14 protein-coding genes are annotated in these 12,322 nt (G+C 57.8%); 9 read left to right on the top strand and 5 right to left on the bottom strand.

Features of this window, described 5'->3' with window-relative positions; all coding sequences use genetic code 11:
* Window positions 1-7: 7 nt before the first annotated feature.
* The 5 genes from ACR0AK_RS21795 to argH all read right to left on the bottom strand — a co-directional run bounded on the left by ACR0AK_RS21795 (window position 8) and on the right by argH (window position 5,711).
* Window positions 8-2,554 carry a TIGR02302 family protein gene (locus ACR0AK_RS21795; protein WP_480794957.1) on the bottom strand — a complete coding sequence of 849 codons (2,547 nt, stop codon included), beginning with the start codon at window positions 2,552-2,554 and terminating at the stop codon, window positions 8-10.
* A gap of 36 nt (window positions 2,555-2,590) precedes the next feature.
* A complete protein-coding gene (gene lysA, locus ACR0AK_RS21790) occupies window positions 2,591-3,856 on the bottom strand; it encodes a diaminopimelate decarboxylase (RefSeq protein WP_480794956.1) in 1,266 nt (421 codons plus the stop codon).
* A 53-nt stretch (window positions 3,857-3,909) separates the two neighbouring features.
* Entirely contained in the window at window positions 3,910-4,059 is a 150-nt protein-coding gene (locus ACR0AK_RS21785) for a hypothetical protein (RefSeq protein WP_480794955.1), read from the bottom strand.
* Between the two features lie 81 nt (window positions 4,060-4,140).
* A complete protein-coding gene (locus tag ACR0AK_RS21780) occupies window positions 4,141-4,323 on the bottom strand; it encodes an argininosuccinate lyase (RefSeq protein WP_170562698.1) in 183 nt (60 codons plus the stop codon).
* A complete protein-coding gene (gene argH, locus ACR0AK_RS21775) occupies window positions 4,323-5,711 on the bottom strand; it encodes an argininosuccinate lyase (protein ID WP_480794954.1) in 1,389 nt (462 codons plus the stop codon). Before argH ends, ACR0AK_RS21780 begins: the two co-directional genes overlap by 1 nt.
* Before the next feature lie 21 nt (window positions 5,712-5,732).
* On the opposite strand from argH, the gene ACR0AK_RS21770 reads away from it, so the two are divergent.
* From ACR0AK_RS21770 to phbB, 9 genes are all read left to right on the top strand, one after another.
* A complete protein-coding gene (locus ACR0AK_RS21770) occupies window positions 5,733-6,299 on the top strand; it encodes a TlpA disulfide reductase family protein (RefSeq protein ID WP_480794953.1) in 567 nt (188 codons plus the stop codon).
* A 60-nt stretch (window positions 6,300-6,359) separates the two neighbouring features.
* Window positions 6,360-6,728, top strand: coding sequence for a hypothetical protein (locus ACR0AK_RS21765; RefSeq protein ID WP_480794952.1), 369 nt, complete (start codon window positions 6,360-6,362; stop codon window positions 6,726-6,728).
* Window positions 6,729-6,815: 87 nt separating this feature from the next.
* Complete coding sequence (locus ACR0AK_RS21760; protein ID WP_170562688.1) at window positions 6,816-7,145, top strand: hypothetical protein; 330 nt, start codon at window positions 6,816-6,818, stop codon at window positions 7,143-7,145.
* Window positions 7,146-7,205: 60 nt separating this feature from the next.
* Complete coding sequence (locus ACR0AK_RS21755) at window positions 7,206-7,592, top strand: hypothetical protein (RefSeq protein WP_480794951.1); 387 nt, start codon at window positions 7,206-7,208, stop codon at window positions 7,590-7,592.
* The gene (locus tag ACR0AK_RS21750) at window positions 7,589-8,560 is read left to right on the top strand and encodes a sterol desaturase family protein (RefSeq protein ID WP_480794950.1); all 972 of its coding nucleotides are present in this window, start codon (window positions 7,589-7,591) and stop codon (window positions 8,558-8,560) included. The genes ACR0AK_RS21755 and ACR0AK_RS21750 overlap by 4 nt, the downstream gene beginning before the upstream one ends.
* Before the next feature lie 91 nt (window positions 8,561-8,651).
* Window positions 8,652-8,840, top strand: a complete 189-nt coding sequence (locus ACR0AK_RS21745) for a hypothetical protein (protein ID WP_480794949.1) — start codon at window positions 8,652-8,654, stop codon at window positions 8,838-8,840.
* A gap of 102 nt (window positions 8,841-8,942) precedes the next feature.
* Window positions 8,943-9,776 (top strand): EAL domain-containing protein, encoded by an 834-nt coding sequence (locus ACR0AK_RS21740; RefSeq protein WP_480794948.1) that lies wholly within the window; start codon window positions 8,943-8,945, stop codon window positions 9,774-9,776.
* A gap of 183 nt (window positions 9,777-9,959) precedes the next feature.
* On the top strand, window positions 9,960-11,135 hold the full coding sequence (locus ACR0AK_RS21735) for an acetyl-CoA C-acetyltransferase (protein WP_480794947.1): 1,176 nt from the start codon (window positions 9,960-9,962) through the stop codon (window positions 11,133-11,135).
* Between the two features lie 187 nt (window positions 11,136-11,322).
* A complete protein-coding gene (phbB, locus tag ACR0AK_RS21730; protein ID WP_480794946.1) occupies window positions 11,323-12,045 on the top strand; it encodes an acetoacetyl-CoA reductase in 723 nt (240 codons plus the stop codon).
* Window positions 12,046-12,322 lie beyond the last annotated feature (277 nt).

Below are 12,322 nucleotides of genomic sequence, written 5' to 3'. Positions count from 1 at the left end.
CCTAACATCAGAATCTCTCTAGCAGACGTTTGAGGTATTCCAGTTCGATCTGGGGGCGATCCGTTTCCCCAGTCCGGCGGCGGATTTCGTCCAGCAACTCGCGCGCACGGCGGTAGACATCCTCACCCTGCAGCAGGTTTTCGTCGGTTGAGATCGTGCCATTGGCCCCCGGGCTGCGACCCAATGGGTCACGGTTGTTGGCTTGCATATCGCCTTCTTGCGAACCCTGTCCCGGTTGGTTCTGCTGATTTTGCGCCAAAGCTTCGCCTAAAGAGCGCATACCTTCGCGAAGGGCCTCCATCGCCTCAGACTGCTGGTCGATGGCTTCGGCCAGATCATCACCGCGCAATGCATCTTCAGCCCCTTCCATCGCTCGTCCGGCGCGGTCCAGCGCATCGCGTGCGGCACCACCTTCAGAGGTCCCGGCCCCGGGCAAGCTTTGCTGCTGGCGGTTCAGTTCATCGCGCAGGGCCTGTTGGCGGTCTGCGAGTGATCCCTGCCCTTGCTGGCCACCGCCGCCCTGCTGGTCGGTTTCCTGACCTTCCCCGCCTTGCCCTTCGTGGCTCTGGCCTCGACCCTGCCCGCCGGAGCGGCCCTCATTGCCTTGGCTTTCGCCAGATTGTGCACCGGGGTTGAATTGTTCCTGCAGATCACGAAACGCCTGATCGCTTAAGCCCTGCTGTTCACGCAGTGTTTCTGCCAGTCCTTCCATCGCCTGCTGGCCCTCGGACTGTTGCCCCTGACCCTGGCCTTGGGTGACTCGCATGTTTTCCATCATCTGCTGAAACTCTTCCAAAGCCTGCTGCGCCTCAGCCATGCGGCCCTGTTCCATCAGTTCCTGAATTCGGTCCATCATGCGCTGCAGGTCATCCTGAGTCATTTGCATGGACTCGCCGTCCTGGCCCTGCTGGTTCTCGTCGAACTCGCCGTTTTCCTGCGCCAGACGCTGTAATTGGCGCATATAGTCCTGCGTGGCTTCACGCAGTTCCTGCATTAGCTCGGCGATCTCTTCGTCGGTGGCGCCGTTTTTCATCGCCTCTGTCAAACGCTCCTGCGCCCGGCGCATACGCTCCAGCGCGTCTGCAAGGGTGCCATCTTCAATCAGTACGCCAAGTTCCCAAAGCGCCTCGGCGATTTCCGCCTGTTGCTCGGGTTTCAGTCCGTATTCGTTAAACATCTCCAACCGGCGCAAGATCACACGCAGACGCAGATAGGCGGTGTCTGAACGGAAAAGGTTTTCAGGCAGGTGCGAGACCGCCCGCAATACCTGCGACACCCGTGTCGCGTTTTCGCGCGTCCAAAGCAGATCGCGGCGCTGCTCGATCACGGCAGCCGCCAAAGGATCGAAGAAGCGGCGTGCGGGCAGCGTCGCCGCATAAGGTTCGGATTGTCCTTCCTGATCAGCCGCGTCACGGGCCATCAGGGTGATTTTCACAGGCAAATGTGCCCAGGGGTGCTGCGAAAAGTCCTCAATCAGGTCTTCGGTGAAATCCGCCCGATCGCCGGTGATCGGCATCGGCAGTTCAACCTTGATGTCCTCGCGCGGCTCAGGCGCAGAGGTCAAACCGTACCGGCGGTCGACGGAAGCCAGGTCCAGTTCGATCACCGCCGAACCGGAAACAACGCCGTAATCGTCACTGGCAGCAAATGGCAGTTTCATTTGGCCACCCGCCTCTGACTCGGCTGAACCTGTCACGGCCACCTGAGGACGTGTATCCGAGATGACGTTCAGCGCCCAGTCCCGGCCCGATGGGCCGTCGATTTTTAACTGGCCCGAGCGTTCGACGACAAAATCCTGTTCCGGTTCAGTCGCCGCTTCAGTACCCAAAGGCGTGGTGGTTTCGGTCAAACTGTGCGCGCCGATTTCTCCGTAAAAGCGCAACGTGATGCGACTACCCTGCGGGACAGACAACGTTGGATCAGATTGATCGGCCAGATAAAGCGTCGGCAACCCGGTGTAACGGGGCGGTTCAACCCAGCCTTCCCAGCTGGGACCTTGCCCTGCCACGGCGGCACCCGGCGTCATCTCGGCCACCGAGCCAATCCGCCAGAACGATCCAAACATTGCCGCGATCACCAGCGCCAGCAGCGCTGAATAGCGCAGCGCATACGGGTCGCGGTCTGCCAGCCGCAGATCGGGTTTGACAGGCTCCGCCAGGGCAACGCTCCGCGCCATCCTATTCTGGTGCGCGCGCCACAACGCAACAGAATCCGCGTCCATCGCGCCGATGGCCTGATCATCTATCAAAGCTTGGATAGGCCGCCCCGGCATCGCCGCGTCCAGCCGCATCAGCGCTTCGGCCCGTGAAGGGAAATGGAATCGCCTTGCACCAACAAACAGCGTAGCGGCCAGCCCCAACAATGCGACAGCCCCCACTGCCCAGACGATTTCAACGCGGACCTCGTCCTGCAAACCCAGCATCAAAGCCGCCAGAATTGCCATCAAAACTGAGAAAAACGGCCAAAATGCACGCAAGAACTGCTCGGCCAGCATCCCTGCGTGCGTCAGCCACAGGGACAGTCTAGGGATCGGCAGGTTGTGTTTTGCGCGCAAAGCGGGCCTCCTGATCGGGCCCACGCGCCTATCGCGTCAAAGCCACTCAGGTATGGTATCGCGGTTTATGATTTCGTCAAAGCTTGGGCGTTCACGAATAACTGCAAATTGATCCCCATGTACAAGAACCTCTGGGATCAGGGGCCGGGTATTGTATTCGCTGGACATCACCGCACCATAGGCTCCGGCACTGCGGAAGGCGACCAGATCGCCTGGCGCAAGGGGCGGCATGTTGCGTTCCTTGGCAAAAGTATCACCGCTTTCGCAGACCGGGCCGACAATGTCATAGGGTTGTTGTTCGACGCCCGGAGCAGGTTCATCTACGGCAACGATGTCATGATGCGCCTCGTACATCGCCGGACGGATCAGGTCGTTCATCGCGCCATCCAGAATCAGGAAGTCACGGCCCTCGCCAGATTTCACGTAAATTACCTTGCTGACCATTAGACCGGCGTTTCCGGCAATCAGGCGGCCGGGTTCGATCTCGATCTCACAGTCCAGATGGCCCAACGTTTTCTTAATCAACGCTCCATATTCCACTGGCAGCGGTGGTGCGTCATTGGCGCGGGTGTATGGAATGCCCAAGCCCCCGCCCAAATCCAGACGGCGAATATTGTGACCTTCAGACCGCAGCTTTTCCGTAAGTTCGGCGACCTTAGTGTAGGCCATCTCGAACGGCTCCAACTCGGTCAGTTGCGAGCCGATATGGACGTCGATACCGATCACCTCCAGCCCCGGAAGGCTGGCCGCATGTCCATAGACCTCGGAGGCGCGGGCAATCGGAATGCCGAACTTGTTTTCGGACTTACCCGTGGCAATCTTGGCATGGGTCTTGGCGTCTACGTCCGGATTTACGCGAACTGTGATCGGCGCGACCACACCCAATTCAAGCGCGATGGCGTTGATCACTTCCATTTCGGGCTCGGATTCCACGTTGAACTGGCGGATGCCTCCAGTCAGCGCAGTGCGAATCTCATCGGCCGTTTTACCGACGCCGGAAAACACGATCTTGTCTCCCGGAACACCCGCTGCCTTGGCGCGCAGGTATTCCCCGCCCGAGACAACGTCCATTCCAGCGCCCGCCCGCGCCAGCGTCTTCAGAATCGCCTGATTACTGGCAGCTTTCATCGCATAGCAGACCAAATGATCCGTTCCGTCCAGCGCATCATCGAACAGCTGGAAATGCCGCAACAAAGTCGCAGTTGAGTAGACATAGAACGGGGTTCCGACCGCGGCTGCGATTTCGGAGATCGGGACATCCTCGGCGTAAAGCGCGCCGTCGCGGTAGAGAAAGTGATCCATGACAGCGCGCTTAGACCAAAATGGCCTCGCGGATCAATGGATTCCGCGCAAGATCAGTTCGACGTAGAAATTCCGACCCTGCCATAGCCCGAGATTTTGAGGCCGGTCCCGGTTGACGTCTCTGCGGGTTCCGGGCGGGGTTTATACGTCGGGTCGCAGGCTGCCAGAACGAACAGCGCGAGGATCAGGCCAATGATTTTCATTGTTTAAACTTCTTGTTGTGTTTGGCGCAGGGCCGTTCTGCCATGCAGATAAGCATGGTTTTGCAAGATTGCTATCCGCGATTAAAGTCCTAGGAAAACCCCGAACCCGCCGCGACTTAGGCCGACTCCGACGCCACCATAGGTGCCGCTGCTACCGACACCGATATTTGCGCTCATCGTGGGTTGAATGGGTTCGCCATCCGCTCCGCAACCCGCCAGAAAAAACCCTGCCGACATCAGAAGGACCACACGTAGTATCAGCATCACACCAGCGCCTTCCACCGCTTGACCTGGGCACGCACCTGATCGGGCGCAGTGCCACCATAAGACTGGCGCGAGTTTACCGAATTTTCGACGGTAAGGACAGAATAGACATTATCCGTGATGTCTGCATGGACCGACTGCATGTCTTCCAGTGTCAGATCGGGCAAATCACAGCCTTTGCTTTCGGCCATCGCCACCAGCGATCCGGTCACGTGGTGCGCATCGCGGAACGGCAGTTCCAGCACTCGGACCAGCCAATCGGCCAGATCGGTCGCGGTCGAGAAACCGGATCCGGCAGCTGCGGCAAGACTGTCCCGGTTGGCTGTCATATCCTTGACCATGCCTTCCATCGCCGCCAATGCCAGCATCCAGTTGTCGGCGGCATCAAAGACCTGCTCCTTGTCTTCCTGCATGTCCTTGGAATAGGCCAAAGGAAGGCCCTTCATCACCATCATCAGTGCCGTGTTGGCACCGTATATCCGTCCCACTTTGGCGCGGATCAACTCGGCAGCGTCGGGGTTTTTCTTCTGTGGCATGATCGACGAGCCGGTCGAGAACCGGTCTGACAAAGTCACAAAGCGGAACTGGGCCGAGGACCAGATCACCAATTCCTCTGCAAAGCGCGACAGGTGAACGGCACAGATCGACGCACAGGACAAGAATTCTAGCGCAAAATCACGATCACTGACCGCATCCAGCGAGTTTGCCGCAGGGCGGTCAAAGCCCAGCGCTTCGGCTGTCATGTGACGATCGATTGGGAAGGACGTTCCTGCCAATGCAGCGGCCCCCAGCGGGGATTCGTTCATGCGGGCGCGGGCGTCGCGAACGCGGCTCAAATCGCGGCCGAACATCTCGACATAGGCCATCATGTGATGGCCCCATGTGACAGGCTGCGCGGTTTGCAGGTGGGTAAAGCCGGGCATGACCCAATCGGCGCCTGCCTCGGCCTGCGCTAAAAGAGCGCGGATCAGGGCCAACAGGCCCGTTTCAGCCGCATCAAACTGATCGCGGACCCAGAGCTTAAAATCGGTCGCGACCTGATCATTGCGCGAACGGCCTGTGTGCAAACGGCCTGCGGGCTCTCCGATCACCTCTTTCAGGCGCGCCTCGACATTCATGTGGATGTCTTCCAGCGCGGTCGAAAACTGAAACTCTCCGTTCTGGATTTCTGACAAAACGGTGAGCAGCCCTTCCCGAATAGCCTGCGCATCACTATCAGTTATAACGCCTGTGGCAGCCAGCATGGCGGCATGGGCGCGCGAGCCTGCAATGTCCTGGGCTGCCATCCGCTGATCGAACCCGATCGAGGCATTGATCGCCTCCATGATCGCGTCTGGACCGGCGGCAAAGCGGCCGCCCCACATCTGGTTCGAAGATTGATCGGTCATGTAAGAAAACCCGGAGTTGATATGCGCCTATTTCGTCTGATCCCCCTTTATATGGCCCTTGCGTTGGGTGCAAACGCGGCTTTGGCCACGGATGCTGAAACTCTGGCACCGCTGCGGGAGGACACCCTGAAACGGTTGATCCTGCACAAAGAACCGAAACCCGTTGAAGCAGTAGAGTTCCAGCTTGAAGATGATGGCGGTGTCGCGACGCTTGAAGACTACAAGGGCAAGTATGTCCTGCTGAACTTCTGGGCCACATGGTGTGCACCCTGCCGAAAGGAAATGCCCCAGATTGCCGAGCTGCAGGAAGAGTTTGGCGGAGATAAATTCGAGGTCCTGACACTTGCAACCGGGCGCAATTCACCAGCTGGGATAAAGAAGTTCTTCGAAGAGAACGGCATCGACAATTTGCCCCGTCATCAGGACCCTAAATCGGCTGTTGCCAGGGAAATGGGCGTAATCGCTCTGCCTATCACTGTCATTCTGGACCCCGACGGCAACGAGATTGCCCGATTGATTGGCGATGCTGAATGGAACTCGGACAGTGCCAAGGCGATCGTTTCGACCTTAGTGGGTGCCGAAGGTTAACTGACCAAGGGTTCAGCGAATCGTGATAGTCTCTCTGGTGTTTAACCAGGGAGACTTGTTGTGAAGCGTATTGTTTTAACTTTTATAATTTCAGTTCTTGTTGCGGCAGCTGGTGCCGCTCAGGCAGATTACAAACGCGTCAAAACTGCGGATCAATTCAACATTCAGCTTGTCGGCAAAAAGCTGACGGATGAACAGGGCAACGTGTTTATTGCCAATGCCGACGGCTCGGTTTCAGCAAAGTTGACCAGCGGGAAGAAATTCAGCGGCAGTTGGGTTTGGAACAAGAAATTCTGGTGCCGCAACGGCGTGCTGGACGGCAAGGCGCTTGGGACCGATTGTCAGGTTTGGGAAATTGACGGAAATTCGGCGCGCATGACGCGCGAAAAGGGCAAGGGCAAAACAACCGTTTACAAGGTTTCGAACTAGCGTCCACCGCCACGCTCAATCTCGTGATACAATGCTCCTGCCCTTCTTTTGGGCAGGGCAATATGTACGATTGAAATGGAGGCGACGATGAGACCAGTGGTGTTACTGATTGGACGCTTGCCAAATGTGATCGGAGACGTTGCGCGGCAACTTGATCACCTTCCGATCCAATGGCTTGGCGCGCATGATCAGGAAGAAGTCAAACGGCAGTTGGACGAAGAACCGCGCATCTCTTGCGCGATCATGGGCGCAGGTCTTGATGACAGGATACGCGGCGAGATGGTGGGCATCATCGCGGCGCGCAGGCCCGACATCTGTATCCACCTCAAGGATCGGGCTTCCGGTCCCGAGGGGTTGGTCCCCTTTGTGCAACGGGTCGTGCAGTATGAAATTCTGGACAGTCTGGAGCATAGCTGACGCCACGCCACCTTTGACAGCCTGCCTGCCGCTTTGCACTCTGCCGCGCAGGAGGACGGAATGCCGCTTGAAATTCTACTGGTTCTGGTGGTCGGAGGCATCGCCGGGATAACGGTGATGTTGCACATGACCGGCAGGTCGCGGTTGCGTAGGCTGACACCAGAAATCGCACGTTCAGAATGGCTTCGCCATGCGCCGGATGATGAGGTTATCGACGTCACAGTTGCCCATGATGGCCACGCGGCGCTGATTCGAACCGAAAAAGGCAATGGCGTGCTTTGGTCCTTTGGCGCAGACACCGTGGCCCGACATCTGCTGGACTTTGACGTGATGGACCATCCACAAGGGGTCGAAGTCCGGTTCCACGACTTCGGAACGCCAAAAGCCGTCATCCACCTTGACGAAACAGAACGCCGCCATTGGCAGCACCTGATGGAGCCCGCATGATCGACCAAGTGACTTTCCCGGACGCCGTGCAATGGGCCGTCCCCTTTTTTATTGCCGCCATTCTGGCCGAGTTTCTGTGGATCGCCGTCAAGGGGCGTGGAGGGCGCTATGAGACACGGGATGCCGTCACATCTCTGATCATGGGCGCGGGCAATATCGCATCCGGCTTTTTACTGGGATTCATCGCTTATGCGTTTTTCATGTGGCTGTGGCAAATCACACCGCTGAACCTGGGGACGTCTATACCCGTCATCATTCTATGCTTTGTACTGGATGACCTGCGTTATTACTGGGTGCACAGATTTGGTCACCGCATCCGCTGGGTCTGGGCCAGCCATGTGAACCATCACAGCTCGCAACACTACAACCTGACCACAGCTCTTCGTCAGACCTGGACCTATACGTTCACCTTCATGATGGTGGTTCGTGCTCCGCTCATCCTTCTGGGCTTTCACCCGGCGATGGTGCTGTTCGTGGGTGGTCTGAACCTGATTTATCAGTTCTGGATACACACCGAAGCCATCGGCAAGATGCCCCGCTGGTTCGAGGCGGTGATGAACACGCCTAGCCACCACCGCGCCCATCACGGTCGCAATGCACGCTATCTGGATTGCAACTACGCCGGCGTGTTCATCATCTGGGACAAGATGTTTAGAACCTTCGTTCCCGAACAGGAAGATGACCAAGTGGACTATGGGCTGGTGCACAACATCGGCACGTTCAACCCGCTGCGCGTGGCTTTTCATGAATGGGTCGGCATCTGGCGTGACGCTACCCAACCCGGGCTGACGATGCGCCAGCGGCTGGCCTATTGCTTTGCCCCTCCGGGCTACAGTCATGATGGCAGCCGAGACAATTCCGAACAGATCAAAGCCAAGCATCTGGCCCGCCACCCGGAAGATCGCGGAACGCCCGGATTCGAGCAGTTCGACGCCAAACAGCCCAATACGCAGGCAAAACAGGCCTGATCCCGCCGACCGGCCCGACCCAATTCTTGAAATCCGGCCCCTGCGCCCCATATCGATCCGATGTGAGTAGTGCGAGTAACCGGAGGCCAAGATGATCAGACTGACAACCCTGTCCACCGTAATGGGTCTTACCGGTATGGTGTTGGCGATGATGACCGCCCTTGGTGGTGGTGCCTCTGAGATCGTCGCGTTGGGCTTTGGCATGATGCTTTTGGGCTTAATGGGTGCGGTGATCGGCGGCTTTGCTGCGCTAGGTCGCATCTGGGAAACGACACGCTGACTTGTACTGACCTGCACCAATCACGTCTTCCTTAACCACAGATTCATACCTTTCCTCTGAAATCGTCACCGGACCGACGACAGTAAGGGAAACGGGTTGCTCATGCGGAAAAAGGAACTGGCAGATTTGCCCGAGGGTGGCGACAACCCTCTAAACGCCGCCGTTAAATCCCGTGATGCCTCGACTCTTGAAACCGCGGCCGAGGCTGTGAAGCACAAACAGTGCAAACTGGCCTTTCAACCCGTGATGCAGGCGAACGCGCCACATGGTGTCGCCTTCTACGAAGGCTTCATCAGGGTGCTGGACGAAACCGGTCGGGTCATTCCAGCGCGCGAATTCATGCCACAACTGGAAAACACTCCAATCGGACGCGAACTAGACTGTGTCGCGCTTGAAATGGGCCTGCGGACGCTGACCAAAAACCCCGACATTCGCCTGTCCATCAACATGTCCGCCCGTTCGATTGGGTATGCGCGATGGTCGCGTGTACTGGAGCGGTATTTGAAGAAAGGTGCCAGTATCGGCGAAAGGTTGATTTTGGAAATTTCCGAAAGTTCGGCCATGACGGTGCCTGAACTTGTGATCGACTTCATGGATCGGCTGCAGCCGCGCGGCGTCGCCTTTGCGCTTGATGACTTTGGTGCCAGTAACTTCAGCTTTCGCAATTTTCGCGAGTTTTTCTTTGACGCCGCAAAGATCGACGGCCAGTTCATCCACGGTATCAGCGAAAACCCGGACAATCAGGCGCTGGTGCGGGCCTTGATCGCCGTGGCCCGGGAATTCGAGATTCTGGTCACCGCCGAATCAGTCGAAACACAAAGCGATGCCGAATTCCTTATCGCTAACGGCGTCGACTGCCTGCAGGGGTTCCTGTTTGGCGCACCAACCGTTTCCGCCCCATGGAAGGCGAAAAAGCGCGCACGTACAGCCAGTTAGAAGGAATGTGCCGGTCCACACCCGGGCTGAGACAAGCTGACCGTTGCTGCAACTGCAGCGTTGCGCTATGCCATTGAGAGTTGGAGCGGGGAACATGAGGCGCTCTTACTGCCACAGGGCCCTCTCTGTGCGATCCGCGCCGTCGAATATCCCGCAGGACCTTGACGGTAAAGGATTGTCTAAATGACCAACGTAGTAATCGCATCCGCCGCGCGTACCGGAGTGGGCAGCTTTGGCGGCTCGTTTGCAAACACACCCGCGCATGATCTTGGAGCCGCCGTACTGGAGGCCGTAGTAGAACGCGCAGGCGTGGAAAAGGGCGAAGTCAGCGAAACCATTCTGGGACAGGTGCTGACAGCTGCTCAGGGTCAGAATCCCGCCCGTCAGGCGCATATCAATGCTGGTCTGCCGCAGGAAAGCGCAGCCTGGGGCATCAACCAGGTGTGCGGTTCGGGTTTGCGGGCGGTTGCTTTGGGCGCACAGCACATCCAACTGGGCGACGCCGAGATCGTTGCTGCCGGCGGCCAAGAGAACATGACCTTGTCGCCCCATGCCGCCGCTCTGCGGGCCGGTCAAAAAATGGGCGACATGAAATATATCGACACGATGATCCGCGATGGTCTTTGGGATGCGTTCAACGGCTATCACATGGGTCAGACCGCTGAAAACGTCGCCGAGAAATGGCAAATTAGCCGCGACATGCAGGATGAATTCGCCGTGGCCTCGCAGAACAAGGCTGAAGCTGCGCAAAAGGCTGGCAAATTCGCCGACGAAATCACGCCTTTCACCATCAAGACCCGCAAGGGCGATATCGTGATGGACGCTGACGAATACATCCGTCACGGCGCAACCATGGAAGCCATGGGCAAACTGCGTCCGGCCTTCACCAAGGACGGTTCGGTCACGGCCGCAAACGCTTCTGGCCTGAACGACGGCGCCGCGGCCACTCTGCTGATGTCCGCTGAGAACGCTGAAAAGCGAGGTATTGAACCTCTGGCCCGCATCGCATCCTACGCAACCGCCGGTCTGGATCCGTCGATCATGGGCGTTGGCCCGATCTACGCGTCGCGCAAGGCGTTGGAAAAAGCAGGATGGTCGGTTGACGATCTGGATCTGGTCGAAGCCAACGAAGCCTTCGCCGCACAGGCCTGCGCCGTGAACAAGGACATGGGTTGGGACCCGTCGATCGTAAACGTGAACGGCGGCGCTATCGCCATCGGTCACCCGATCGGCGCTTCGGGCTGCCGCGTTCTGAACACGCTTCTGTTCGAAATGAAACGTCGCGACGCGAAGAAAGGTCTCGCCACTCTCTGCATCGGCGGCGGCATGGGCGTCGCCCTGTGCGTGGAGCGCGACTAAGTGCGTTGATAATCAAATAAAAAAGGGCGTCCATTGGGCGCCCTTTTTTGTTACATTGGGTCCTTAACCCAAAGATGCGACGATATTGCCAAGCGGAAAATCAAATTTCATGACGAAACAATATTGCGCACGATCACCTCTCAAAGTAACAGCATTACCAAGACGACTTAAATTGGAGGATTCCTAAATGGCACGTACAGCACTCGTTACCGGCGGCTCCCGCGGCATCGGCGCAGCAATTTCCAAGGCGCTCAAGGCCGAAGGGTACAATGTTGCAGCCACCTATGCGGGGAACGACGAAGCCGCCGCGAAGTTCACCGAAGAGACAGGCATCGCCACCTACAAGTGGAACGTCGCTGATTACGACGAATCCAAAGCCGGAATTGAAAAAGTCGAATCTGAAGTCGGCCCCATCGACATCGTGGTCGCCAACGCGGGCATCACCCGCGATGCACCGTTCCACAAGATGACCCCGGAACAGTGGCACCAGGTCATCGACACCAACCTGACCGGCGTGTTCAACACCGTGCACCCCGTCTGGAACGGCATGCGCGAGCGTAAGTTCGGCCGTGTCATCGTCATCAGCTCGATCAATGGTCAGAAGGGCCAGTTCGCTCAGGTGAACTATGCCGCGACCAAAGCAGGTGATCTGGGCATCGTGAAATCGCTGGCGCAGGAAGGCGCGCGTGCTGGTATCACCGCCAACGCGATCTGCCCCGGCTACATCGCAACCGAGATGGTGATGGCCGTTCCTGAAAAAGTCCGCGAATCCATCATCGGCCAGATCCCAGCAGGTCGCCTGGGTGAGCCGGAAGAAATCGCGCGTTGCGTGGCGTTCCTGGCATCCGACGATTCTCAGTTCATCAATGGTTCGACAATCTCGGCCAACGGAGCACAGTTCTTCGCCTGATCCGAAGCGCTGAAAAGACAACGGGCCGGTCCCTTGCGGACCGGCCCTTTTTTATCCCGTAAGAACGCGCGCGCTACGCTCAGCGGGAACCGAATAGCCAGTTAATGGCGTGTTTGATCATCTTGCCGCGCTCAGCGTGCGCCCGCTGAAAGGCGCGGGCAGCTGCGGGGTTGGTCGTCATTTCGATCATGGCAGTCGTCCTTTCAGTTCAGCTTGGTTTGACATGCGACCAATATGCGCCTTATCAATCAAAGTGACAAACGAGCTTTATTGGGAT

It is taken from the genome of Ruegeria sp. BI12, from assembly GCF_056537985.1.
The sequence above is the reverse complement of the archived record's forward strand: the minus strand, read 5'-3'. Positions and strand labels throughout refer to the sequence as shown.

Bases quoted from the DNA above. Each gene is read 5' to 3' on its own strand.
- lysA (WP_480794956.1), bottom strand. From the start codon at position 3,856: ATGGATCACTTTCTCTACCGCGACGGCGCGCTTTACGCCGAGGATGTC.
- ACR0AK_RS21785 (WP_480794955.1), bottom strand. From the start codon at position 4,059: ATGAAAATCATTGGCCTGATCCTCGCGCTGTTCGTTCTGGCAGCCTGC.
- ACR0AK_RS21780 (WP_170562698.1), bottom strand. From the start codon at position 4,323: ATGCTGATACTACGTGTGGTCCTTCTGATGTCGGCAGGGTTTTTTCTG.
- argH (WP_480794954.1), bottom strand. From the start codon at position 5,711: ATGACCGATCAATCTTCGAACCAGATGTGGGGCGGCCGCTTTGCCGCC.
- ACR0AK_RS21770 (WP_480794953.1), top strand. From the start codon at position 5,733: ATGCGCCTATTTCGTCTGATCCCCCTTTATATGGCCCTTGCGTTGGGT.
- ACR0AK_RS21760 (WP_170562688.1), top strand. From the start codon at position 6,816: ATGAGACCAGTGGTGTTACTGATTGGACGCTTGCCAAATGTGATCGGA.
- ACR0AK_RS21755 (WP_480794951.1), top strand. From the start codon at position 7,206: ATGCCGCTTGAAATTCTACTGGTTCTGGTGGTCGGAGGCATCGCCGGG.
- ACR0AK_RS21750 (WP_480794950.1), top strand. From the start codon at position 7,589: ATGATCGACCAAGTGACTTTCCCGGACGCCGTGCAATGGGCCGTCCCC.
- ACR0AK_RS21745 (WP_480794949.1), top strand. From the start codon at position 8,652: ATGATCAGACTGACAACCCTGTCCACCGTAATGGGTCTTACCGGTATG.
- ACR0AK_RS21740 (WP_480794948.1), top strand. From the start codon at position 8,943: ATGCGGAAAAAGGAACTGGCAGATTTGCCCGAGGGTGGCGACAACCCT.
- ACR0AK_RS21735 (WP_480794947.1), top strand. From the start codon at position 9,960: ATGACCAACGTAGTAATCGCATCCGCCGCGCGTACCGGAGTGGGCAGC.
- phbB (WP_480794946.1), top strand. From the start codon at position 11,323: ATGGCACGTACAGCACTCGTTACCGGCGGCTCCCGCGGCATCGGCGCA.